General features: G+C 72.1%; 19 protein-coding genes. 10 read left to right on the top strand and 9 right to left on the bottom strand.

Annotation, left to right across the window (positions count from 1 at the left end):
- Window positions 1-396: a cold-shock protein gene (locus V3C34_RS04485; RefSeq protein WP_068424531.1), complete on the bottom strand. Its 396-nt coding sequence runs from the start codon at window positions 394-396 to the stop codon at window positions 1-3.
- 123 nt (window positions 397-519) lie between these two features.
- Between V3C34_RS04485 and V3C34_RS04480 the strand changes: the two genes are divergently transcribed.
- Both V3C34_RS04480 and V3C34_RS04475 read left to right on the top strand, forming a co-directional pair.
- The gene (locus V3C34_RS04480) at window positions 520-1,833 is read left to right on the top strand and encodes an MFS transporter (RefSeq protein WP_338538855.1); all 1,314 of its coding nucleotides are present in this window, start codon (window positions 520-522) and stop codon (window positions 1,831-1,833) included.
- 15 nt (window positions 1,834-1,848) lie between these two features.
- Window positions 1,849-4,050, top strand: a complete 2,202-nt coding sequence (locus V3C34_RS04475; RefSeq protein ID WP_346008201.1) for a helicase-associated domain-containing protein — start codon at window positions 1,849-1,851, stop codon at window positions 4,048-4,050.
- 13 nt (window positions 4,051-4,063) lie between these two features.
- Here the strand turns inward: V3C34_RS04475 and V3C34_RS04470 are convergent, their stop codons facing one another.
- Complete coding sequence (locus V3C34_RS04470) at window positions 4,064-5,002, bottom strand: hydroxymethylglutaryl-CoA lyase (protein ID WP_346008200.1); 939 nt, start codon at window positions 5,000-5,002, stop codon at window positions 4,064-4,066.
- A gap of 69 nt (window positions 5,003-5,071) precedes the next feature.
- Between V3C34_RS04470 and V3C34_RS04465 the strand changes: the two genes are divergently transcribed.
- Both V3C34_RS04465 and V3C34_RS04460 read left to right on the top strand, forming a co-directional pair.
- Window positions 5,072-5,527: a hypothetical protein gene (locus V3C34_RS04465; protein WP_346008199.1), complete on the top strand. Its 456-nt coding sequence runs from the start codon at window positions 5,072-5,074 to the stop codon at window positions 5,525-5,527.
- Window positions 5,524-7,158 (top strand): DNA repair helicase XPB, encoded by a 1,635-nt coding sequence (locus V3C34_RS04460; protein WP_346008198.1) that lies wholly within the window; start codon window positions 5,524-5,526, stop codon window positions 7,156-7,158. Before V3C34_RS04465 ends, V3C34_RS04460 begins: the two co-directional genes overlap by 4 nt.
- A gap of 20 nt (window positions 7,159-7,178) precedes the next feature.
- Here V3C34_RS04460 and ehuA read toward each other — a convergent pair whose 3' ends face one another.
- Genes ehuA through ehuB form a run of 4 tightly spaced genes read right to left on the bottom strand, consistent with a single transcriptional unit; the run spans window position 7,179 to window position 10,231 of the window.
- The gene (gene ehuA, locus V3C34_RS04455; protein ID WP_428832204.1) at window positions 7,179-7,988 is read right to left on the bottom strand and encodes an ectoine/hydroxyectoine ABC transporter ATP-binding protein EhuA; all 810 of its coding nucleotides are present in this window, start codon (window positions 7,986-7,988) and stop codon (window positions 7,179-7,181) included.
- The gene (locus tag V3C34_RS04450) at window positions 7,978-8,646 is read right to left on the bottom strand and encodes an amino acid ABC transporter permease (RefSeq protein WP_346008197.1); all 669 of its coding nucleotides are present in this window, start codon (window positions 8,644-8,646) and stop codon (window positions 7,978-7,980) included. Before V3C34_RS04450 ends, ehuA begins: the two co-directional genes overlap by 11 nt.
- On the bottom strand, window positions 8,646-9,347 hold the full coding sequence (gene ehuC / locus V3C34_RS04445) for an ectoine/hydroxyectoine ABC transporter permease subunit EhuC (protein ID WP_068326699.1): 702 nt from the start codon (window positions 9,345-9,347) through the stop codon (window positions 8,646-8,648). The genes V3C34_RS04450 and ehuC overlap by 1 nt, the downstream gene beginning before the upstream one ends.
- Window positions 9,344-10,231, bottom strand: coding sequence for an ectoine/hydroxyectoine ABC transporter substrate-binding protein EhuB (gene ehuB, locus V3C34_RS04440; protein ID WP_245634799.1), 888 nt, complete (start codon window positions 10,229-10,231; stop codon window positions 9,344-9,346). Before ehuB ends, ehuC begins: the two co-directional genes overlap by 4 nt.
- Window positions 10,232-10,428: 197 nt before the next feature.
- On the opposite strand from ehuB, the gene V3C34_RS04435 reads away from it, so the two are divergent.
- The 6 genes from V3C34_RS04435 (at window position 10,429) to V3C34_RS04410 (ending at window position 17,732) form a co-directional block, all read left to right on the top strand.
- Window positions 10,429-11,145 carry a response regulator transcription factor gene (locus V3C34_RS04435; RefSeq protein WP_346008196.1) on the top strand — a complete coding sequence of 239 codons (717 nt, stop codon included), beginning with the start codon at window positions 10,429-10,431 and terminating at the stop codon, window positions 11,143-11,145.
- Between the two features lie 2 nt (window positions 11,146-11,147).
- Window positions 11,148-12,623 (top strand): sensor histidine kinase, encoded by a 1,476-nt coding sequence (locus V3C34_RS04430; RefSeq protein WP_245634798.1) that lies wholly within the window; start codon window positions 11,148-11,150, stop codon window positions 12,621-12,623.
- Between the two features lie 147 nt (window positions 12,624-12,770).
- Window positions 12,771-13,808 (top strand): IS481 family transposase, encoded by a 1,038-nt coding sequence (locus V3C34_RS04425; protein WP_068321680.1) that lies wholly within the window; start codon window positions 12,771-12,773, stop codon window positions 13,806-13,808.
- Between the two features lie 146 nt (window positions 13,809-13,954).
- Window positions 13,955-15,220 carry a S1C family serine protease gene (locus tag V3C34_RS04420; protein ID WP_346008195.1) on the top strand — a complete coding sequence of 422 codons (1,266 nt, stop codon included), beginning with the start codon at window positions 13,955-13,957 and terminating at the stop codon, window positions 15,218-15,220.
- 249 nt (window positions 15,221-15,469) lie between these two features.
- Window positions 15,470-17,389 carry a DUF2339 domain-containing protein gene (locus tag V3C34_RS04415; RefSeq protein WP_346008194.1) on the top strand — a complete coding sequence of 640 codons (1,920 nt, stop codon included), beginning with the start codon at window positions 15,470-15,472 and terminating at the stop codon, window positions 17,387-17,389.
- Between the two features lie 46 nt (window positions 17,390-17,435).
- Window positions 17,436-17,732, top strand: coding sequence for a WXG100 family type VII secretion target (locus V3C34_RS04410; protein WP_338538866.1), 297 nt, complete (start codon window positions 17,436-17,438; stop codon window positions 17,730-17,732).
- A 79-nt stretch (window positions 17,733-17,811) separates the two neighbouring features.
- On the opposite strand, the gene V3C34_RS04405 is transcribed toward V3C34_RS04410, so the two are convergent.
- From V3C34_RS04405 to V3C34_RS04395, 3 genes are all read right to left on the bottom strand, one after another.
- Entirely contained in the window at window positions 17,812-20,346 is a 2,535-nt protein-coding gene (locus V3C34_RS04405) for an ABC transporter permease (protein ID WP_346008193.1), read from the bottom strand.
- Window positions 20,346-21,089: an ABC transporter ATP-binding protein gene (locus V3C34_RS04400; protein ID WP_338538868.1), complete on the bottom strand. Its 744-nt coding sequence runs from the start codon at window positions 21,087-21,089 to the stop codon at window positions 20,346-20,348. The genes V3C34_RS04405 and V3C34_RS04400 overlap by 1 nt, the downstream gene beginning before the upstream one ends.
- Before the next feature lie 165 nt (window positions 21,090-21,254).
- Entirely contained in the window at window positions 21,255-22,910 is a 1,656-nt protein-coding gene (locus V3C34_RS04395; RefSeq protein WP_346008192.1) for an alkaline phosphatase D family protein, read from the bottom strand.
- Window positions 22,911-22,936 lie beyond the last annotated feature (26 nt).

Genomic DNA, 22,936 nt, shown 5'->3' with positions numbered 1-22,936 from the left:
TCAGCCCTCCAGGTCGTCGGCGATGCGACGCAGGACCTGGGCGACCTTGGCGCCGTGGCCCCTGTCGGGGTATCGGCCGCGGCGCAGGGCGTTGCCCACGTCGTCGAGGAGCTTGATGACGTCCTCGACGATCGCGGCCATGTCCTCGGCCGGCTTGCGGTCGCGCTGGCGGATGTTGGAGCTGACGCTCGGCGGGGCGTCGAGGACCTTGACGGACAGCGCCTGGGCGCCGCGGCGGCCTTCGACGATGCCGTAGTCGACACGGGTGCCGCCCTTGAGGGTCGTCAGACCCTCGGGCAGGGCGTTGGCGTGCAGGAAGATGTCCTCGCCGTCGTCCCCGGAGATGAAGCCGAAGCCCTTCTCCGCGTCGTACCACTTGACCTTGCCAGTGGGCACCGTGCACCTCTTGCTCGTCCTGCGTCTGGATGGGCGCACGGATGTGCGCCAACCGCAAGGCTAACGCGTGGGAGCCGAAATCCGGTGGTCGGCTGTCGGTGGCCGGGGGCAGGATGGCCCCTCGTGACCGCGCTGCCCAAGGACGTCCCCACCTCCGAGATCGGCAGCGGCCTTCCCGGCTTCTGGCGGGCGCTGCCGCGCGAAGGGAGGTTCCTCCTCTCCACGGTCGCCCTCCAGCACCTCGGGCGGGGCATGACGCTGCCCTTCACGGTCATCTACCTGCACGAGGTGCGCCATGTCGCCCTCGACACGGCGGGTTCGATCATGGCGCTGCTCGCCCTCGTCGCGGCGCTGGCGGCCGCGCCCATGGGCAGCCTCACCGACCGCCTCGGCGCGAGGTGGATGCTCATCGTCGCGGGCGTCTGCCAGAGCCTCGGGGCGATCGCGATGGCCTTCGCCGTCACCGTCCCCGTCGCCGTCCTGGGCGCGGCCCTCATGGGGCTGTCGGCGAGCATCGGCTGGTCCGCCGCCAACACCTTCATCTCCGCGCTCGTGCGGGGACCGCTGCGGCAGCGGTACTTCGGCGTCAACTTCGCGCTGCTCAACCTCGGCATCGGCGTCGGCGGTCTCGTCGCCGGGGCCTTCGTCGACGTCACGCGGCCGGTGACCTTCGAGGCGATCTTCCTGGTCGACGCGGTGCTCGTCCTCATCCCGGGAGCCTGGCTGCTCGGTCCCCTGCGCCACGTGCACGCGCGGGCCGAGGCGCCCGACGACGACGGCCCGCGGCCCAGCTACGCCACGGTCCTGCGGCTGCCGGGCATGCGCTGGGTGCTCCTGCTCGCGGTCGTCTCGAGCTTCGTCGGCTACGGGCAGTTCGAGGCGGGCGTCCCGGCCTTCGCGCGCACCGTCTCGCAGGTCGGCACAGAGACGATCGGCGTCCTCTTCGCCGCCAACACGGCCGTCATCGTGCTCCTGCAGTTCTGGGTGCTGCACCGCATCGAGGGCCACCGCCGCACCCGCGTCGGCCTCGTCATGCTCGTCATCTGGCTCGGCGCCTGGGGCGCGATGGGCCTGAGCGGGCTGCTGCCGTCCACGCTCGCGGCCGCCGTCCTCGTCGTCCTCTTCGGCGCCCTCTTCGGCCTCGGCGAGACCCTCCTCCAGCCGACCCTGCCGGCGATCACCAACGACATGGCACCCGACCACCTGCGCGGTCGGGTCAACGCGGCGCAGTCGACGGCCTTCATGACCGGTGGCGTGCTCGGCCCGCTCGCCGCGGGCTTCCTGCTCGACCGCGACCTCGGCGGCGCCTTCATCGGGACCATCGTCGCCGGCCTCGTGCTCACCGGCTGGGTCATGCTGCGGCTCGAACGGCTCATCAGCCCCGAGGTCAACGGCGTGGCCCGGACGGCCTCGCCGACCGGGTCGTCCGTCGGCTGAACTACCGTTGTGTCGGTGCGCTCCCTCGCCGAGGACATCCGCCACCGCTCCGACGAGGAGCTCGTGGCCCTGCTGGAGCTGCGCCCGGACCTGGCCCGGCCGCAGCCGGCCGACCTGACGGCACTGGCCGCCCGGGCGAGCACCCGTGCCAGCACCGCCCGCGCCGTCGACCACCTCGACCTGCCGCACCTCACCGCGCTCCAGGCCTGCGCCCTCACCGGCAGCACCGACCCGGCGGTCGTCGCCCCCCTCCTGGGCACGGACGAAGGGGGCGCCGCCCCCCTCCTCGAGGACCTCACCGTCGCCGCCCTCCTGTGGCGTTCTCCGGACGGACCGGTCCTCGCCCGGACCGTCACCGACGTCCTCGGCCCGCACCCCGCGGGGCTCGGCCCGACGTCGCAGGACCTGGGCCACGCCCTGCCGGACGACCTCGAGGAGGCGGTCTCCTCCCTTCGCCCGGAGCCGCGACGCGTCCTCGAGCGCATCGCCCAGCACGGACCCACCGCGGCCCGGCCGAGCGACCCCGAGGGGCGCACCGGCCTCGCCGTGGCCGACCTGGTCGACGCCGGGCTCGTCGCCACGGCCGACGCCGACCACGTCGTCGTGCCGCGCGAGGTCGCCCTGCAGGTGCGCGGCGGACGCCTCCTCCAGACCCCGCTGACCGGACCCGAGATCGCCGCGCGCACGGCCGACGCCGGCGACGTCGACCTCGCCGCCGCGGCCTCTGCCACCGAGGCGCTCGCCCTCGTCGACGAGCTGCTCGACCACATCGAGGCCGCCCGCCCCCGGGTGCTGCGCAGCGGGGGTCTCGCGGTGCGCGACCTGCGCTCCCTCGCGGGCAAGGTCGACGTCGACGAGCCGAGCGCGACCTTCCTGCTCGACCTCGCGCTCGGCGCCCACCTCATCTGCGACGACCAGGCGGCCGAGCCGACGTGGCGGCTCACCACCGCCGTCGAGGACTGGCGCTCGCACACCCCCGCCGAGCGCTGGACCGCCCTCGCCGGTCCGTGGCTGCACTCCCTGCGCGCCGGCGTCGTGCCTGCTCCCGACGACGGCGGTCGCGTCAACGCGCTCTCCGAGGGCATGGTCTGGCCACCGGTCCGCGCCCTGCGCCACGACCTGCTCGAGATCCTCGCCGCGCTGGCGCCCGGGACCGCGCCCACCCCGACCGAGCTGGTCGCGCTGCTGCGCCACCGCCGGCCGCGGCGCATGCCGCACCAGGCCGACGAGGTCGTCGCCGGGCTCGTGAGGGAGTGCGAGGCCCTCGGGATCACCGGCCGCGGCGCGCTCGGCTCCTTCGGCCGGCTGCTGGGTACCGACGAGGCCGCCGCGACCCGGGCACTCGCCGCCCTCGTGCCCGAGCCCGTCGACCGGCTCCTCCTCCAGGCCGACCTCACCGCGATCGTCCCGGGCACCCCCGTCCCCGAGCTCGCCACGCTCCTGCGGCGCAGCGCGGTGCTCGAGTCGCGCGGGGGCGCGGGCGTCCACCGGTTCACCGAGACCTCGCTGCGCGCGGCCTTCGACGCCGGGTTGACCGCCGACGACCTGCTCGAGACGCTCGCGCGGTTCAGCGCGACCCCGGTCCCGCAGCCGCTCGACTACCTCGTGCGCGACGTGGCCCGGCGCCACGGGCAGCTGCGGGTCGGCACCGCGGGCAGCTACCTGCGCAGCGACGACCCGACCCACCTCGAGACCCTGCTGACCCACCGCGACCTCACCCACCTGCAGCTGCGCCAGCTCGCCCCGACCGTCCTCGTCTCGCCCGTGGGGCCGACGGTGCTGCTCGAGGCGCTGCGTGAGGTCGGCGCCTCACCTGCCCTCGAGGGCGTGGGCGGCGTCGTCTCGGTCCGGCCGCCCGGCCAGCGGATCACGCCGCGGCGCGAGCGCCCGGTCGTCGAGGTCGCCCCCGAGCCCTCGCCCGACGTCCTGCGCCGGCTGCGCGAGGGCGAGGTCCGCGCCGAGCACCAGCGCCGCGTCGACGACGACGGCGCGCCGACGATCCCTGCGCTCGACCCGGCGAGCAGCTCGGCGCTCCTGCGCGAGGCCGTCGCCGACCGGGCAGCCGTCTGGCTCGGCATCGCCGACGCGACCGGCGCGACCAGGCGGATGCTCTTCCACCCCACCGCCGTCGAGGGCGGCAGGGTGATCGGCGAGGTCGACTCGACGCTGCAGATGTTCTCCCTGCACCGGATCACCGGGGTCGTCGCCCCGGGGTGAGGATCCCCCTTCGTCAGGCGCCCGTCAGGGCCTTGACCACCCGCGACGGCGAGGGCTTGCCGAGCTGCTCGGCCATCCACACGCTCGTCGACACGAGGGCGTCGAGGTCGACGCCCGTCTCGACACCGGCCCCGTCGAGCATCCACACGAGGTCCTCGGTCGCGAGGTTGCCGGTCGCCGACTTCGCGTAGGGGCAGCCGCCGAGACCGCCGGTGGACGCGTCGACGACGGTGACGCCGGCGCGCAGCGCGGTCAGCGTGTTGGCGAGTGCCTGGCCGTAGGTGTCGTGGAAGTGCACGCCGACCCGGTCCGTCCCGATGCCGCGCCGGTCGAGCTCCGCGAGCAGCGCCTCGACGTGCCCGGCGGTGCCGGTGCCGATGGTGTCGCCGACCGAGAGCTGGTCACAACCGAGGTCCATGAGCTCGGCGCAGGCGTCGGCGACCTGTGTCACCGGCACCGGGCCCTCCCACGGGTCCCCGAAGCACATCGAGACGTACGCGCGGACCCAGAGCCCGGCGTCCTGCGCCCGCTGCACGACCGGCGCGAACATCTGGACCGACTCCGCGCGCGAGCGCCCGAGGTTCTTCTGCGCGAAGGTCTCCGTCGCGCTCCCGAAGATCGCCACGGCACCGACCCCGGCCTCGAGCGCGCGGTCGAGACCCCGCTCGTTGGGCACGAGCACGGGACGAAGGGGGCCCCGCCCCGCCTCACCGAGCTGGTCCAGCAGCTCGGTCGCGTCGGCGAGCTGCGGCACCCAGCGGGGGGAGACGAAGGAGGTGGTCTCCACGGTCTCGAGGCCGGCGGCGACGAGGCGGCGGACGAACTCGGCCTTGACGTCGGTGGGGACGCTCGCCTTCTCGTTCTGCAACCCGTCACGGGCCCCGACCTCGTAGATCGTCACCCGCTCGGGCAGGCCCGTCAGCGGCTCGGTCTGCGGCAGTGCACGACTCATGAGGACATGTTCTCATCACGTACCGTGGTGCCGGGCCCGGGACACCACGGGTCAGGGAGGACACCACAGATGAGCCAGGACCCGTACCCGTCGCAGCGGCCCGACCCGCAGGGCACGGACCCCTACGTGTCCGACCCGTACGTGCGCGACGACGAGCCCGCTCGCTCGCCGGCGTACGAGCCCGGCGCCCGGCCGCCTGCCCCGATGGGGCCGGGCCCGGCGGGACCGGGCCCGTTCGCGCCGCCGCCCTACGGGCACCTGCCGCCACCGGCGCCGGTCAACGTCTCGGCGATCGTCCTCGTCGTCTTCTCCGGCATGGCCATGGCGTCCGGGTACTGCTGCGTCGCAGGCATCCCGGCGCTCATCCTCGGCATCCTCGGCCTGACGAAGAACGCCACCGACCCCGAGGGCGCGCGGCGTCTGACCAACATCGGCTGGATCACCTTCGGCGCGCTCATGTTGCTGACGGTCCTGGCGGTCGTCGGGTTCTTCGTCGTCGTCGTCGCGGCCGGGAGCTCGACGTGAGCCTCGACGGCGCGCTCATCGTCCAGAGCGACAAGACGCTGCTGCTCGAGGTCGACCACGAGCGCTCGGCGGACGCGCGGCGGGCCATCGCCCCCTTCGCCGAGCTCGAGCGCGCCCCGGAGCACATCCACACCTACCGGATCACCCCGCTCGGCCTGTGGAACGCCCGGGCTGCCGGCCACGACGCCGAGCAGGTCGTCGACGCCCTCGTCACCCACTCGCGCTACCCCGTCCCGCAGGCCCTGCTCGTCGACATCGCCGAGACGATGGACCGCTACGGCCGGCTCGTGCTGGACAAGGACGGGGAGCAGCTCGTGCTGCGCGCCACCGACCGCGCCGTGCTCACCGAGGTCATGCGGCACAAGAAGATCAAGCCGCTGCTCGGCGAGATGCTCTCCCCCGACGAGGTCGTCGTCCACCCCTCCGAGCGCGGCACCCTCAAGCAGGAGCTGCTCAAGGTCGGCTGGCCGGCCGAGGACCGCGCCGGGTACGTCGACGGCGAGGCCCACCCGATCGACCTGACGCAGGACGGCTGGGAGCTGCGGCCCTACCAGCAGCAGGCCGTCGACGGGTTCTGGGACGGCGGGTCGGGCGTCGTCGTGCTCCCGTGCGGGGCGGGCAAGACGCTCGTCGGCGCCGGCGCGATGGCCGCCGCCAAGGCGACGACGCTCATCCTCGTGACCAACACGGTGAGCGCGCGGCAGTGGAAGGACGAGCTCCTCGAGCGGACCACGCTCACCGAGGACGAGATCGGCGAGTACTCCGGTGCGCGCAAGGAGATCCGCCCGGTGACCATCGCGACCTACCAGGTCCTCACGCTCAAGCGCAAGGGCATCTACCCGCACCTCGACCTGCTCGACGCGCGCGACTGGGGCCTCGTCGTCTACGACGAGGTGCACCTGCTGCCCGCGCCGATCTTCCGCATGACCGCCGACCTGCAGGCCCGCCGGCGCCTCGGCCTCACCGCGACCCTCGTACGTGAGGACGGCCGCGAGGCCGACGTCTTCTCGCTCATCGGGCCCAAGCGGTTCGACGCGCCGTGGAAGGACATCGAGGCGCAGGGCTACATCGCCCCGGCCGACTGCGTCGAGGTCCGCGTGACCCTGTCCGACGCCGAGCGGATGGCGTACGCGGTCGCCGAGCCCGACGACCGCTACCGGCTCGCGTCCTGCTCACCGGTCAAGCTCAGGATCGTCCGCAAGATCGTCGACCGGCACCGGGGCGAGCCCACGCTCGTCATCGGCCAGTACCTCGACCAGCTCCACGAGCTCGCCGAGCAGCTCGACGCCGACCTCATCACCGGGGAGACCCCCGTGAAGCAGCGTCAGGAGCTCTTCGCCGACTTCCGCGAAGGGAGGTCGAGCCTGCTCGTCGTGTCCAAGGTGGCCAACTTCTCCGTCGACCTGCCCGAGGCGAGCGTCGCGATCCAGGTGAGCGGGACCTTCGGCTCCCGCCAGGAGGAGGCCCAGCGCCTCGGTCGGGTCCTGCGGCCGAAGGGGGACGGCCGCACCGCGCACTTCTACACCGTCGTCACCCGCGACACCGTCGACGCGGAGTTCGCCGCCCACCGGCAGCGCTTCCTCGCCGAGCAGGGGTACGCCTACCGGATCCTCGACGCCGACGACCTCTAGCCCGATCGGGCCTCCCCGGGTCAGAGGATCGAGTCGAGGAACTTCCGGGTCCGTTCGTGCGAGGGGTTGCCGAGGATCTGGTCCGGGGTCCCCTGCTCGAGCACCTGGCCGCGGTCGAACATCATCACCTTGTGCGAGACGTCGCGGGCGAACTTCATCTCGTGCGTGACGATGAGCATCGAGATGTCGGTCGAGTCGGCGACATCGCGCAGCACCTGCAGGACGTCACCGACGAGCTCCGGGTCGAGCGCGGAGGTCACCTCGTCGAGCAGCAGGATCTTGGGGTCCATCGCGAGCGCGCGGGCGATCGCGACGCGCTGCTTCTGACCTCCGGAGAGACGGCTCGGGTGCTCGTCGGCGCGGTCCTTCAGCCCCACCTGGTCGAGCAGGGCGAGCCCGCGCTCGCGCGCCTCGTCCTTGCTGCGGCCGAGCACGTGCACCGGCGCCTCGGTCACGTTGTCGATGACCGACATGTTGGGGAAGAGGTTGAAGTGCTGGAAGACCATGCCGATCTTCTTGCGGGTCGCGGCGACCTCCTTCTCCCGCAACCGGATCCGCTTGCCGTCCCGCTTGTCGTGGGTGAGCGGCCGGCCGTCGATCCAGATGTAGCCGCCGGTGAGCTCCTCGAGCGTCATGACGAGCCGCAGGATCGTCGTCTTGCCCGACCCGCTCGGCCCGATGAGCGTGACCCGCTCGCCCTGGGCGACGTCGAAGTCCAGCCCGGAGAGGACCGTGGTGTCCCCGAAGGACTTGTCGACGTCCTCGAAGCGGATGACCGGTGGCGTCGGGGACGAAGGGGGGGCCCCCGCGGTCGTCGTGTCAGTAGACAAGTGCACGCTCCAGTCTGCGGACGGCGACGGCCGTGACGAGGCTCGCCGCGAGGAAGATGAGGCCGGCGATGGTGAAGGCCTCGTTGTAGCGGAAGGTGTTGTTGCCGTACTGCTGGGCCACGGTGACCATCTCGAGCACGGTGATCGCGAAGAGGAAGGGTGTGTCCTTGAACATCGAGATCGCCCAGTTGCCGAAGGCCGGCAGCGTCGCCCGTAGCGCCTGCGGCAGGACGACGGCCCGCCAGGTGCGGCCCTGGGGCAGGCTGAGCGCACGCGCCGCCTCCCACTGGCCGCGGTCGACCGAGGCGATGCCGGCGATGTACGACTCGGCCATGTACGTCGCGTAGTGCACGCCGATGACCGCGGTGCCCACCCACATGAGGTCCCAGCTGACCGGCACGAGGAAGCTCGCGAAGAGCAGCTGGACGATGAGGGGGGTCATCCGGATGACGTCCATGACCCAGCGCAGCAGCGCCGACAGCGCCCGCGGCAGGACCTCGGTGATCACGGCGAGCAGCAGCCCGAGCGAGGCGGCGATGGCCGTGCCCAGCACGGTGACGAGCAGGGTGACCTTGACGAAGACGGAGAGCAGCTCCGGCAGCAGCTCGGCGGCGGCCTCCCAGCTCCAGAACTCCTCGAAGGTGATCGCGGGCATCATCAGATGCTCACCCCCGCTGTCGCGTGCGTGCCCCGGACGGGCATGCCGAGCCGGCGGCGCGCGCGCTTCTCGAGCTGCCTCAGGCCCTGCGAGAGCACGAGCGCGATGAGGTAGTAGGCGAGCAGGCCGACGCTGTAGGCGAAGATCGTCGCCCCCGTGCTGCTGCGCAGCTCCTCGACCTCGTAGGTGAGGTCCTGCAGCCCGATGAAGAGCGCGACCGCCGTGCCCTTGACGAGCATGATCAGCAGGTTGTTGTACCCGGAGAGCATGAGCGCCCAGGCCTGCGGCCAGATGATCCGCCGCATCCGCGTCAGCGGCGACATGTTGAGGGCGGTGGCGCCCTCCCACTGGCCCTTGTCGACCGCGTTGATCGAGCCGCGCACGATCTCGGCGCCGTAGGCCCCGTAGTTGAGCCCGAGGGCGATGACGCCGGTGAGGACCGCGTCCCAGCTCACGCCGAAGAGCGGCATGACGTAGTACAGCCAGAAGAGCTGCACGACGAGGGAGGTCCCGCGGAAGAACTCGACGACGACCGTGGAGAGCCACCGCACGGGCGCGACCCGGCTGATCGACAGCAGCCCGAGCAGGACGGAGACGAGGAAGGCGACGAGCGCCCCGCCGAGGGTGAGCTGGAGCGTGACGAGCACGCCCTCGCCCAACCGCGGCAGGGCATCCCGCAGCGCGTCGAGGTTCTCGGTCACTTCGCGTCGGGCAGCTCGCCCGCGCAGAGCTGCTCGGTGGTCAGGTCACCCTTGGGGCGCTCGGCGTCGGTGAAGCCGAACTCACCGATGACCTCCTCGTAGGACTCCTTGTCCTTGGTGATCTTGGCGAGCTCCTTGTTGTAGGCGTCGCGCAGCGTCTCGTCCTCCTTGCGGAAGACGGTCGCGCCGGCGCCGACCTGCTCCTTGCCGTCGACGACAGCGACGAAGGGCTCGGTCACCTCGACCTTGGCGTCCGGGCTCTTCTCGGCCATCGCGCGAAGGGAGATCCCCGTGAGCGCGAAGACGTCACCGCGGCCGCGGGTCACCGCGTCCATGCCGTCCTGCGGGCTGCCGACCTCGGTCGCCTTGATCCCCAGGGACTTGGCGTAGTCGGACTCGATCGCGCCGGACATCGTGACGAGCTTGGCGCCCGACTCCTTGACGTCGTCGAGGTCCTTGAGGTTCTTGGGGTTGCCCTCGGGGACCATGAGCGCGGTCGTGTAGAGGATCTCCGGGTCACCGAAGGAGGCCTGCTTGCACCGATCCGGCAGGATCGACATGCCCGCGGAGATGACGTCAAAGCGTCCGGCGTTCAGGCCCGGGATGAGCGAGCCCCACTCGGTCTTGACGCCCTTGACCTCGTTGATCCCCATCTCCTTGAAGATCTTCTTGTGCAGCGCGATCGTGGCGCCGGTGAGCTCGCCGTCCTTCTCGTAGGAGTAGGGCTCCTCGCCGGCGAAGGCGACGGTGACGGTGCCCTTCTCCTTGAGCTGGGCGAGCTTGTCCCCCGACCCCTCGCTGTCGGAGTCTGAGCTCCCGCAGGCCGCGAGGACCAGGGCGAGCATGAATGCGGCGGATCCGGCCAGGGTGCGAGAGTGACGCACGACTACCTCCCCCTCGGAGGGTCTTCCCCAGGGCGCTCCCGGTCCGCCGAGTCCCTCCACCCGACCAAATCAGGAGACGAAGGGGGGCGCTAGAGCCCGCGCGGACCCCCTTCGTTGTGAGTCCGTGACCTGCCGGGGACACCTCGCCCCAGAGATCTCCCAGCCAACGCCCAGACACCGGGCGCACACTCGATACGGTGAGCACCTCAGCCATCTCCCCGGACGAGAGCCCCTGCCTCCTCGTGGTCGAGGACGAGCCCAACATCCGCGAGCTCCTCGCCACGTCGCTGCGCTTCGCGGGCTTCGAGGTCCAGGTCGCCGGCGACGGGCAGGCCGCGCTCGACGCCGTGCACCGCCTCGAGCCCGACCTCATCGTCCTCGACGTCATGCTGCCGGACATCGACGGCTTCGAGGTCGCCGCCAAGCTGCGGGCCGCCGAGCGCCGCCAGCCGATCCTCTTCCTCACCGCCCGCGACTCCCTCGACGACAAGCTCAAGGGCCTCACGGTCGGGGGCGACGACTACGTGACCAAGCCCTTCTCGCTCGAGGAGGTCATCGCTCGCATCCGGGTCATCCTGCGGCGCACCCAGGACGTGCCGAGCGCCGAGTCGGTGCTGCGCTTCGCCGACCTCGAGCTCGACGACGAGGGCCACGAGGTGCGCCGCGCGGGCCGGTCGATCGACGTCTCGCCGACCGAGTTCAAGCTGCTGCGCTACCTGATGCTCAACCCCAACCGGGTGCTGTCCAAGGCGCAGATCCTCGACCACGTCTGGGACTACGACTTCCGCGGCGAGATGGGGATCGTCGAGTCCTACATCTCCTACCTGCGGCGCAAGATCGACACCGAGGGTCTGCCACCGCTCATCCACACCAAGCGCGGCTTCGGCTACGTGCTGCGACTTCCGCCGGAGTGAGCGTGGAGCGGGTCACCGCGCCCCTGGTGCGCAAGCTCGAGGCGATGCCGCTCACGTGGCGGCTCATCGTCATCCTGCTGACCCTGCTGATGACCGGCCTCCTGGCGACCTCCCTCACGACCGCCTACCTCCTGCAGCGAGACCTCAAGGCCAATGTCGACGACCAGCTCCGGGCCGTCGCCGAGCCGGTCGCCGAGGACACCTCCGGCCTCCTGACCCAGGGCGAGGAGGACACGAGCTTCTACCGGCGCGACATGCGCTCGGGGCCGACCAACTTCTTCTTCGTCCGCCAGCCCGCCGACGGCTCCCCGTGGCAGTATCGCCTGCCGACCGGCGAGACGACCCAGCCCGATGTACCGTCGCTCGCCCTGGACGACCCTCGGGTGCGGACCCGCCAGCCCTTCACCGTCACCTCGGCTGACGGCCGGACCCGCTGGCGCTTCATCGCCGGCCCCTACACCGACGGCTCGACCTTCGCCGTCGGCATGCCGATGACCGGGGTCAACGAGGTCATCCAGCGCTTCGCCGTCGTCACCGCGGTCGTCGGCCTCGCGGCCCTCGTCACCTGCGGGCTGCTCGGCTGGTTCGCGACGCGCCGGGCCTTCCGCCCCCTTCGTCGCATCGAGGACACCGCCGCCGCGATCGCCGCGGGCGACCTGGCCCGACGGGTACCCGTGCGGCACAGCCACGACGAGGTGGCCAGTCTCAGCGAGTCGCTCAACTCGATGCTCGGCCAGATCGAGCGCAGCTTCGCCGTGCAGGAGGCCTCCGAGACCAAGATGCGCCAGTTCGTCGCCGACGCCAGCCACGAGCTGCGCACCCCGCTCGCCACCGTGCGCGGGTACGCCGAGCTCTACCGGCAGGGCGCCGTCCAGGGTCCTGCCCAGACGAGCCAGGCCCTGGAGCGCATCGAGGGCGAGGCCTCGCGCATGACCGGCCTCGTCGACGACCTGCTGCTCCTCGCCCGCCTCGACGACCAGCGACCGCTCGAGCTCGCCGAGGTCGATCTCGTCGTCCTGTGCGCCGAGACCGTGCACGACGCCCGCGCCCGCGCGCCGCACCGCCGCATCCAGCTCGTCGGCCTCGACGGCGAGCTCACCCCGGTGATGCTGCGTGGTGACGACGGCCGGCTGCGCCAGGTGCTCAGCAACCTCATCGGCAACGCGCTCATGCACACCGCCGACCACGTCCTCGTCGAGGTGCGCACGGGTCAGGTCGGCGACCGTGCCGTCATCGAGGTGCGCGACCACGGGGCCGGCATCGACCCGCGCGTCGCAGAGCGCGTCTTCGAGCGCTTCTTCCGCGTCGACAAGGCGCGCTCGCGCGCCCGGGGCGGCAGCGGCCTCGGGCTGGCGATCGTGGCCGCGATCGTCTCCCAGCACCACGGCTCGGTGACGGTCCTGGAGACCCCCGGCGGCGGCGCGACCTTCCGCGTCGAGCTGCCGGCCGGCGCTCCGGTCCGCCCCGCCCGCGTCTGACCCCCTTCGACCCCGCATTCCCCTAGGTGTTGCGGGGCATGAGGTTGGTGACACGAGGAGGGGCGTAACAGGGCGGGCAGGTCCCCGTGGCGACAGGATGAGGGTGTCAAAGCCGTTCATCACGAGCCAGCCAAAGGAACCTGCCCTGTGTCCCACGCTAATGCCCCGATGACCCCTGGTGGTCGCCTACGTCTGATCGAGCGAGTGCTGGGTCAGGCCAATGATGAGGCCGGCCCGCGGCCGATCGCGCACGTCGCAGCCGAGGCCGCGATCTCACGCCAGTGCCTGTCCAAATGGGTAGCCCGCTACCGCGAGCACGGCGAGGAAGGGCTGCACGACCGCTCCAGCCGGCCACAACGCTCCCCGAGCGCGACTGCCGAACCGGTGGTCGAGCGGATCATCGAGCTGCGGCGCCGTAAGTGGTCCGCGCGGCGCATCCATCTGGCGCTGGCCGATGAGGGCACGAACGTGGCGGTGTGCACCATCGCCCGGATCCTGCGCCGCGAGGGCTTGAACCGGCTGCGGGACCTGGACGTCGACGGGCAGCCCCTGCGCCAGCAGCCCGCCGGCAAGATCATCGCGCGCTACCCCGGGCACATGATCCACCTGGACGTGAAGAAGGTCGGACGCATCCCGCCCGGGGGCGGGTGGCGCGTCCACGGCCGCGGCTCGGACGCTGACCGGGCCCGCGGCCTGCGAGGACACCACCGCGGCGCCAAGGTGGGCTACACCTACCTGCACTCGGCCGTGGACGGCTTCACCCGGATGGTCTACACCGAGGCCCACGACGACGAGAGCGCCGCGACCGCGATCGCGTTCCTGGCCCGCGCCCGGGTCTTCTTCGCCGCGCACGGCATCACCCGCATCACCCGCATCGTCACCGACAACGGGTCCTGCTACCGCGCCAAGAACTTCACCCGCTCGGTGCTCTCCTTCGCCTCGAAGCACAAGCGGATCAAGCCCTACACGCCCAAGCACAACGGCAAGGTCGAGCGCTACCAGCAGACCATGGCCCGCGAGGTCCTCTACGCCGACGCCTACCCCTCCGAAGAAGCCCGCCGACGACAGCTACAGATCTGGGTGACCCACTACAACTACCATCGCCCACACAGCGCCATCGGGGACCAACCCCCAGCCAGCCGCGCCAAGACCCGTGTCACCAAGGTCATGCCCAGTTACACCTAGGGCAATGCAGACGAACGGTCGCGCAAGGCCGCATTGCCCTAGGGCAATGCAGACGAACGGTCGCACAGGAACCCCACAGGTGGGGCCAAGGGTCGTCCGAAGTCCGCGCGCGAGAGTGAGGGCACCGCTTCGGACAAGGAGACCTGATGAGCCAGCCCACCGCGCCGCTGCCGCCGCACCAGCCGCGACAGGACGGCCCCACGCCGACCACCCCGTACACGACGGCACTCGCCGCACCCCCTCCGCCCCGCCTGCCGCGGCACGGGGGGCGCCGGTTCGGTGAGCTGGCCGCTGTCGGCCTCCTGTCCGCGGCACTCGCCACCGGCGGCACGTGGGGGGCCATCAGCCTCGCCGACACCGGCCCGGCCACGGTCGCGACCGCGTCCGACGCGGCCTCCAGCGCCGCGGACGTCGTCCCGGTGAGCAGCGCCGCGAAGACCAACCCGGACTGGAACGCGGTGACGGCGGCCGTCTCTCCGAGCGTCGTGTCCATCACGGTGCAGGGCAACGGGTCCGGCGGAGAAGGCTCCGGCGTGGTGATCGACACCAAGGGCCACGTGCTGACCAACCACCACGTCGTGAGCGGCGCCGGCGACAACCCCCAGATCACGGTGACGCTCGCCGACGGCAAGACCTACGAGGCGACGATCGCGGGTGAGGACGCCTCCACCGACCTCGCCGTGGTGACGCTCACCGACCCACCCGAGGGCCTCACGCCGATCACCGTCGGCTCGTCCGACCAGCTGCAGGTCGGCGACCCCGTCATGGCGATCGGCAACCCCCTCGGCCTCTCCGGCACCGTGACCACGGGCATCGTGAGCGCGCTCAACCGTCCCGTGACGACGAGCTCGAGCGAGGGCCAGGGCCAGTCGCCCTTCGGGCAGCCGCAGGGCGCGCCGGTCGTGACCTCCGCGATCCAGACCTCGGCCGCGGTCAACCCGGGCAACTCCGGAGGGGCGCTCGTCGACGCTGCCGGCCGGCTCGTCGGGATCAACTCCTCCATCGCCAGCCTCGGTGGCTCCGGCGGGCAGTCCGGCAGCATCGGCATCGGCTTCGCCATCCCCGTCGACGAGGCGAGCTGGATCGCCCAGCAGCTCATCGAGGACGGCTCGGCCCAGCACGCCTTCCTCGGGGTCACCCCGAGCGACGGCACCGCGACCCAGGGGGCCGCGAGCCGGTCGGGCGCGAAGGTCGAGTCCGTCTCCGGCGGTAGCCCCGCCGCCGAGGCGGGCCTGCGCGAGGGCGACCTCATCGTCGGCGTCGACAAGACGCCGGTCTCCTCGGCCGAGTCCCTCGTCGGGCTCATCCATGCGCACAAGATCGACACCACCGTCGACCTCGCGGTCATCCGCGACGGCAAGGAGCTGTCGATCACGGCGACCCTGGGCACCGCGCCCACCACGACCTCCTGAGGGACCGCTCCTCGCTCAGGCGACTCACAGGTCGATGCCAGCGGCGTCCAAGCCGGGTGTCGCAGGATGGTCGCAGGAGCACAGGAGAGGGAAGCAACGCGTGCACGATCGTCTCCTCCCCCGACACCGGCACCGACTTCCTCTGGCTCCCACAGGGGTGCTACCCCCGCCTTCGGGTGTGGCGTCTGAAGGCGGCGCTGAGTAGCCGAACTCATGCCCCCGGTGTGCCGACAACGGCACACTGGGGGCATGAGCATGTCAGGAGACCCGGTCCTCGAGAGGGTGCGCGCGATCGAGGACGACTTCGCGGACGCGATGTCGCGCATGTACGGAGTCGGCAACGAGCTGGCCCGCCTCCGTTCCCACCTCGCGACCGAGGCCACGCCCGAGCACCGGGCCCCCACGGCGGCCCCCTCCGTCCCGGTCGTCGAGGTCGGTGACGAGCTCCCGGCCGCGTCGGCCACCCCGCACGACCTGCCCGCGCAGACCGCCCCCGTGCCGGGGCTCGTGACGCCGCCGCCGGCGTCCCATGCTCCCGCCGCAGGCGCTGCTCCCCCCGCGCCCGCCGTCCCGCTGCCGCCTACGATCCCGTGGTGGCAGCGCGACGGGCTCGTCGCCAAGCTGCTCGCCGTCGTCGGTGCCGCCATCACCCTCATCGGCGTCGCCTTCCTGCTCGCCCTGGCCATCCAGATGGGGTACTTCGGCCCGGTCGCACGCGTCGTCAGCGGCGCGCTCCTCGCCGGCGCGCTCGTCGGGGCCGCGGTGCTCGTGCGCCGTCGCCCGGCCGGGACCGTCGGCGCGCTCGGTCTCGCCTCCACCGGCATCGCGACGGCCTACCTCGACGTCCTCGCGGTCACCTACGTCTACGCGTGGGTACCGCTCGCCGTCGGCATGGTGCTCGCCGGCCTGATCGCGCTCGGCGGCGTCCTCCTGGCCCGGGCGTGGGACAGCCAGCTGCTCGCGACGATCGCCGTGCTCGGCGTGGCCCTCATGGCCCCCTTCGTCGGCATCGACCACGGACTGCTGACCGGCGCCTTCCTCCTCGTGCTCACCGCGGCCACCTGGCCGGCGCACATCGGCCGCCGCTGGCACGTGCTCGAGGCAGCGCGCATCGTCCCCACCGCGCTCTTCCTCTCGGTGCTCGCCGTGGCCGCGGAGCGGGCCGGCCTCGCGGCCCTGCTGGCGGTGCTCCTGGCCCTGCTCGTCGTCGGCACCACCCTCGCCGGGGCCCGCACCGCGCGGCTGCCCGACCAGCTCGGCGTCCTGCTGCCCGTCGGCATCGCGCCCGCCGTCTTCGCCGGCCTCGCCGCCGACGACCGGTGGGTCGGCGCCGGCCTGCTCGTCGTCGCCACCTGCCTGCTCGTGCTCGTCGCCGTGCTGGCCGACCAGACCCCCGGCACACCGATCCACCTGCGCCTGCAGGAGATCGCCCTCGCGACCGCCGGCGTCACCTCGCTCCTCACGGCGCTGCGGCCCGTGACGAGCGGCGAGTGGGCCGTCCTCGCGATCGTCGGCACCGCCCTCGTCTGGGCCGTGACCGCTCTGGTCTCCCGGCACGTCGCGACGCTCGTCGTCGCGTCCTGCCTCGCGGCCCTCGCCACGATCGCCGGCCTGAGCCTGCTCCCCTTCGTCGTCCTGCGGGGCGAGGCCGGCTTCATCGGCGGCGCCCAGCTGGCCTCGGCGATCGGCCTCGTCGCGCTCCACCTCGTGCTCGCCCGGGCCCTGACCGGCCGCGCGCCGGCACTCGAGCCGGCGCTGCCCCGCGCGCTCGTCGCGATCGCGGTGCTGAGCGCCGGGGCCGCCGTCGTCCTCGGTGGGGCCCTCCTCGGCAGCGCCGTGGACGATGCCGGCGGCGGGTTCACGGCCGGCCAGACCGGTGCCACCGTGCTCTGGATGGCGATCGCCGCGACCCTGCTGCTGCGGGGCCTGCGCGGCTCCGCCGTCGCGGTGCCCGCCGGGCTGGCCCTCGCCGCGTTGGCGGTCGGCAAGCTGCTCTTCTTCGACCTGTCCTTCCTGAGCGGCATCCCGCGGGTGCTGAGCTTCATCGTCGCGGGGCTGCTGCTCCTGGGGATGGGCGTCGGCTACGCGCAGGCACTCGAGCGGACCCGTCGCGAGCAGCCGGCTGTGGATAACCCGCCGGCCCCGAGCCCGATCCCTCCTACCGTCTGAGGAGGACCGGGCCACTCGGGCCCGGCCACCAGCGAAGGGGACCAGCATGGCCACGTTCACCGTCAACACCGAGCAGGTCGCGAGCAGCTCCACCGACGTCGCCCGCATCAGCGAGGACGTCGAGACGACCGTCGCGAGCATGATGAGCCGCCTCATCTCGCTCCAGGACGAGTGGCAGGGTGACGCCTCCACGTCCTTCCAGGACCTCATCAACGACTGGCGGGCCACGCAGCGCACCGTCAAGGAAAGCCTCGACGAGATCAGCCGCGCCCTCGGTGAGGCGAGCGAGTCGTACTCCACGACCGAGACGGGGGTCACGGGGATGATGCGCCCCGGTCGGTGAGCCCGGCGCACGGCGAAGGGGGGCGGTGACCGCCGCGGTCACCGCCCCCCTTCGACCTCGGGTCACCTCTCCCACCTCGTCACTCCGTGGAGATCGCCTGCAGCACGTCCATCCGGGCCGCCCGGCGGGCCGGCAGCAGCGCCGCCAGCACCCCGACGACGCCGGCCGCGACGACGAAGCCGATGAGCGAGACCCACGGGATCGCGAGCTCGGTGATGCCGTCGTCGACGAGCGCCCGCTGGATCGCGACCCCCGAGACGACCCCGAGCCCGATGCCGAGCAGGGCCCCCAGGAGCGCGATTGTCACCGACTCCAGGCGGATCATCCGGCGCAGCTGCGCCCGGGAGAGACCCACCGCCCGCAGCAGGCCGATCTCGCGCGTGCGCTCCATGACCGACAGGCCGAGCGTGTTGACGATACCGAGGACGGCGATGACGATCGCCAGCCCCAGCAGGGCGTAGATGAGGAAGAGGAGCTGGTTGATCAGACCCCGCTGCTCGTCGGCGTAGCCCTCCTGGTCCTTGAGTGTGACGAGCGGCTGCTCGGCGATGACGCCGTTGATCGCCTCCTCGACCCTCATCTTGTCGGCGCCCTCGTCCAGGAGGATGAAGGCCGAGTTGTCGGTGCCCCGTGACCCTATGCCCTCCACGGTCTCGGTCGAGAGCAGGACCTCGGGGTTCTGCAGGGCCGGGATCTCGTCGTAGAAGCCGGCCACCTGCAGCTCCCGGGTCTGGGTGCCGATCTTCACCGTCACCGTGTCACCGACCGAGCGGCCACCCTCATGATCCGTCGAGAGCAGGATCGTCTCCCGGGTGAGGTCGGCGCTCCCCTGCGTCGTCTCGATCGGCTCCACCTGGGCGAAGCTCTTCGGCTCGATCGCGACCGCGTAGATCTGGCCGCCGTCGACGTCGGCGCTGACGAAGCGCACCGGGGAGACCTCACGCACCCCGTCGACCTGCGCGACCTGGTCGGCGACGGTCGCCGAGAAGGGCTGCCCGACCGCATTGCTCAGCACGAAGTCCGCGCGGAAGGAGTCCTTGATCTGCCGGTCGATGCTCGCGGTGGCGCTCGAGGCGACCACGCCCATCAGGGCGACGAGGGTCATGCCGATCATCAGCGCGGACGCCGTGGCCGCGGTACGACCGGGGTTGCGCACGGCGTTCTGCTCGGCCATGTGGCCGACGCTGCCGAAGGCCCTGCGGAAGACCATGCCGAGCCCCGAGATGACCGGTCGCCCGACGAGCGCCGCGAGGAAGGCGACGCCGAGGACCATCCCGAAGATGCCCCCGCCGATCCACCAGATCTCCCGGGTGTCGGCGACGAAGAGCCCGATGAGGAAGGCCGCGACGCCGAGCGCGAGCACGCCGACCTCGAGCACGCGCCGGACCGGGCGGCGCACCGTGTTGGTGTCCATCGACTCCCGCATCGCCGCCACGGGCGGCACCGACCCGGCCTTGTGGGCCGGGATCCATGCGGCCAGCATCGTCACGATGATGCCGACGGCGAAGGTCGCGATGATCGTGCGTGGCGCGAAGACCAACCCGCTCCCCGACAGGTCGAGACCGAAGATGGCGAAGAGCGCCCGGATGCCCACCGCGAGGAGCACGCCGAGCAGCAGCCCGACGGTCGAGCCGATGACTCCCACGACGAGGGCCTCGACGAGCACGGAGCGCACGACCTGCCGCCGGCTGGCACCGATCGCGCGCAGGAGGGCGAGCTCCCGACCCCGCTGGGCCACCAGGATGCTGAAGGTGTTGACGATGAGGAAGGACCCGACGAAGAGCGCGATCCCGGCGAAGACGAGCAGGAAGGTCGTGATGAAGCCCAGCGCCTGCTCGACGTCGTTGGCCGACTCGTCGGCCAGCGCCCGCCCCGTCCAGCCCTTGTAGCCCTCGGGCACGAGCGGCTGCACCTGGTCCAGCAGCTCCTGCTGGCTGACCCCGTCCTCGGCGGTGACCCACACGGACGAGTACTCGTCCTTGCCGTCCATGAACAGCTCTTGCATGGTCGCGGTGTCGAAGACGGAGATCGAGGCGCCGGCCATGCCCCCTTCGCCGAAGGTCATCGAGCCGACGACCTCGGCCTCCAGGCGCGGGGTCGCGCCGGTGGTGACGAAGGGGACCGTGTCCCCGACCGCGTACCCGGCCCGCTCCAGGGTCTTGGTGTCGACGACGACCTCGCCCGCACGCTCGGGTGCGCGCCCCTCCACCAGCGAGATCGGCTGCACGCCGAGCTGGTTGGGGGCATCGGTGTAGTTGAAGGCGAGGGCGGGGGCGCCCTGCCCGCCGACGACCTTGCCGTTGTCCCCGACGACGAAGACCCCGAAGGCGTCGACGCTGCCGTCGGCACGGTCCGCGCCGGGCAGGTCGGCGAGCTTCGCGACCCGGGCCGCGGTGATCGCACCGCCCCCCGACCCGCCGTACTCGTCGGTCTGCTCGGCCTGGACGACGACGTCACCGACGGTGCCGTCCAGAATCCCGTCGAAGGTGCGGCCGAGGGTGTCGGTGAAGATCAGCGAACCGGCGACGAAGGCCGTGCCGAGGATGATCGCCGTCGCGCTCATCAGCAGGCGCGCCTTGCGCGCCAGCAGGCTCGTGAAGGTCGCGCGCAGCATCAGCGGGCCCCCGCAGCCGTGAGCGCGACCATGCGCTCGAGGACGGTCTCGCGCTCGGGCTCCCACAGCTCGTCGACGATCTTGCCGTCGGCGAGGAAGAGCACCCGGTCGGTGTGGCTGGCGGCGACCGGGTCGTGGGTGACCATGACGATCGTCTGGTCGAACTCGTCGACGCTGCGCCGCAGGAACCCGAGCACCTCCGCGCCCGAGGTCGAGTCGAGGTTGCCGGTGGGCTCGTCGGCGAAGATGATCTCCGGCTTGGACACCAGCGCGCGGGCGCAGGCGACGCGCTGCTGCTGGCCGCCGGAGAGCTCACCGGGCCGGTGGCCGAGGCGGTCGCGCAGCCCGACGGTGTCGATGACGAGGTCGAACCACTGGGGGTCGGCCTTGCGGCCCGCGATGGCGAGCGGCAGGAGGATGTTCTCCTCGGCGGTGAGCGTCGGGATGAGGTTGAAGGCCTGGAAGACGAAGCCGATGCGGTCGCGCCGCAGCCTCGTGAGGTCCTTCTCCCGCAGCCGGGTGATGTCGGTGTCACCGATCATCGCCCGGCCGTCGGTCACCGAGTCGAGCCCGGCGAGGCAGTGCATCAGCGTCGACTTGCCGGAGCCGGAGGGCCCCATGATGGCCGTGAACTGGCGGGCGCCGATGTCGAGGTCGATGCCGTCGAGGGCGGTGACGCTCGCCTCTCCCCGGCCGTACACCTTCGTGATCCTGTGCGTGCTCGCGGCAACCTGTGTGCCCATGTCGTCGTGCTCCCCTGTCGGTCCGTCGTGTCGCCTCAAACCTAGGCTCCTGCGGGGCCCGAGTCATGGGGGTATCCCCCCGGCAGGGCCCTGCGGCGACCACGACGACGGCGCCGCCCTGAGGCGCGAGCGCCAGCGAGCCTCGAAGGGAGGGTGCGGCCCGCCTCAGACGCGGACGCAGGCGACCTCGCGCAGCCTCGGGTGGGCGTCGTCGCCGTCGACGACGTCGCCGGTGACCCACCGCAGGGTGACCCCGTCGGGCCCGACCTCGGCGACTGCGAGGTTGTTGTCGAACCAGGGCCCTTCGGTCACGCGCCACGGGTAGGCCGGGTCGGGGACCCCCTTCGTCCGGGCGGCGAGCCACCGCATCGGCCGCACGAGGCCCCTGGCCATCTGCGACATGAGGACGCGCAGGGCGCGGGGCATCGGGTTGCGGATCGGGCTGCAGACCGCCTGGACGATGCGGCTGGTGGCGCCGTGCGCGGCCGGGTCGACGACCTCGGCGACGTAGGAGTTGTGCACGTCACCGGAGAGGAAGGTGATCGTCGTCGGGGCCGTGCCGCGCTCGCCGCGGGCGACGGACATGACGAGGTCGAAGACCTCGACGAAGCCGGACTGGAAGGCACCCCAGTGCTCGAGGTCGATGACCTGGCGCAGCGCCTCGGTGGCCCGGTGCACCGGCTGCGACCGGTCGGGTCCGGCGAGCGACTCACTGATCGCCTCGGCGTCGTGGAGACCCGGCGGCAGCATGAAGGGCAGGGAGGTCCCGATGAAGAGGTGGTCGAGGTCGCCGGTGAGCTGCTCGTCGAGCCAGGCGAGCTCGTCGTCGTCGAGCATCGAGCGGCGCCCCGGCTCCAGCACCCGCGCGGCGCGGGAGTCGAGCATGATCAGGCGCGACCCGCCGAGCTGGCGGGTGTAGCTCCAGCGATACGACTCCGGCTCCTCGTCGACGCGCTCGGCGAGGGCACGAAGGGGGGCGGTCAGGTCGACCTCGCCGGGCCCGGCGCCGTCGAGCAGCGTCCAGATCCTGTCCTCGGCGAGCTCCTCGGGCGCGAGGTTGCCGATGTGCTGGTGGACCCAGTAGCTGGTGAGGCCCGCGACGAGACGCTCGTGCCACCACGGGGTCGCGTTGATCTCCTGCTGCCAGGTCCACGAGGTGTTCCAGTCGTCACGGATGTCGTGGTCGTCGAAGATCATCGCGCTCGGCAGGACCGAGAGCACCCAGCGGATCGCCGGGTCGGTCCACGCGAGGTGGTAGAGGTGCGCGTACTCGGCGTAGTCCTTGATCTCCTCGCCGGGGGGCTCCTCGAGGCTGCGCCGGGAGGCGATGAACTCGCGCATCTCCTCGCTCGTCTCGTCGGCGTAGACCTGGTCGCCGAGGAGGGCGAGGGCGTCGGGGCGGGGGGACTCCCCCTTCGCCAGGGACAGCGCGAAGGTGCGCAGCGCGTCGACCCCGTGGCTGGCGTGGTGCTCCGCGTCGTGCGGGACGCTCGTGCGGCAGGAACCGAAGGCCAGCCGGGCCGGGCGGTCGTGGTCGAGGGTGGCGATCGTCGGGGCCGGGAAGGGCGAGTCCGCCAGGGGCCAGACCTCGCCGTCGTCGATGCGCACGGAGTAGGTGTACTCGCGGCCGGGCTCGAGGCCGTCGAGCAGGACGAGCGCGTAGTGGTGCTCCTCGACGACGAAGGTCGCGGCGCCCCAGGACCGCCCGTCAGTGTGCACGGTGACCCGGGCGGGGGCAGCGGTCTCCACCCAGATCGAGGCGTCGTGCTCGCCCACGAAGCGCAGGAGGGGGCCGAGGACGAGCGGGGAGGGTGCGGTCATCCGCTCATCCTCCCCCGCGCGGGTGG

Source organism: Janibacter terrae, assembly GCF_039636765.1.
Lineage (GTDB): Bacteria > Actinomycetota > Actinomycetes > Actinomycetales > Dermatophilaceae > Janibacter > Janibacter terrae.
The sequence above is the reverse complement of the archived record's forward strand: the minus strand, read 5'-3'. Positions and strand labels throughout refer to the sequence as shown.

What these genes read in the sequence shown, in the direction of transcription:
- V3C34_RS04395 (WP_346008192.1), bottom strand. Translation starts at nt 22,910, where the DNA reads ATGACCGCACCCTCCCCGCTCGTCCTCGGCCCCCTCCTGCGCTTCGTG.
- V3C34_RS04415 (WP_346008194.1), top strand. Translation starts at nt 15,470, where the DNA reads ATGAGCATGTCAGGAGACCCGGTCCTCGAGAGGGTGCGCGCGATCGAG.
- V3C34_RS04410 (WP_338538866.1), top strand. Translation starts at nt 17,436, where the DNA reads ATGGCCACGTTCACCGTCAACACCGAGCAGGTCGCGAGCAGCTCCACC.
- V3C34_RS04465 (WP_346008199.1), top strand. Translation starts at nt 5,072, where the DNA reads ATGAGCCAGGACCCGTACCCGTCGCAGCGGCCCGACCCGCAGGGCACG.
- V3C34_RS04405 (WP_346008193.1), bottom strand. Translation starts at nt 20,346, where the DNA reads ATGCTGCGCGCGACCTTCACGAGCCTGCTGGCGCGCAAGGCGCGCCTG.
- V3C34_RS04420 (WP_346008195.1), top strand. Translation starts at nt 13,955, where the DNA reads ATGAGCCAGCCCACCGCGCCGCTGCCGCCGCACCAGCCGCGACAGGAC.
- V3C34_RS04470 (WP_346008200.1), bottom strand. Translation starts at nt 5,002, where the DNA reads ATGAGTCGTGCACTGCCGCAGACCGAGCCGCTGACGGGCCTGCCCGAG.
- V3C34_RS04400 (WP_338538868.1), bottom strand. Translation starts at nt 21,089, where the DNA reads ATGGGCACACAGGTTGCCGCGAGCACGCACAGGATCACGAAGGTGTAC.
- V3C34_RS04450 (WP_346008197.1), bottom strand. Translation starts at nt 8,646, where the DNA reads ATGATGCCCGCGATCACCTTCGAGGAGTTCTGGAGCTGGGAGGCCGCC.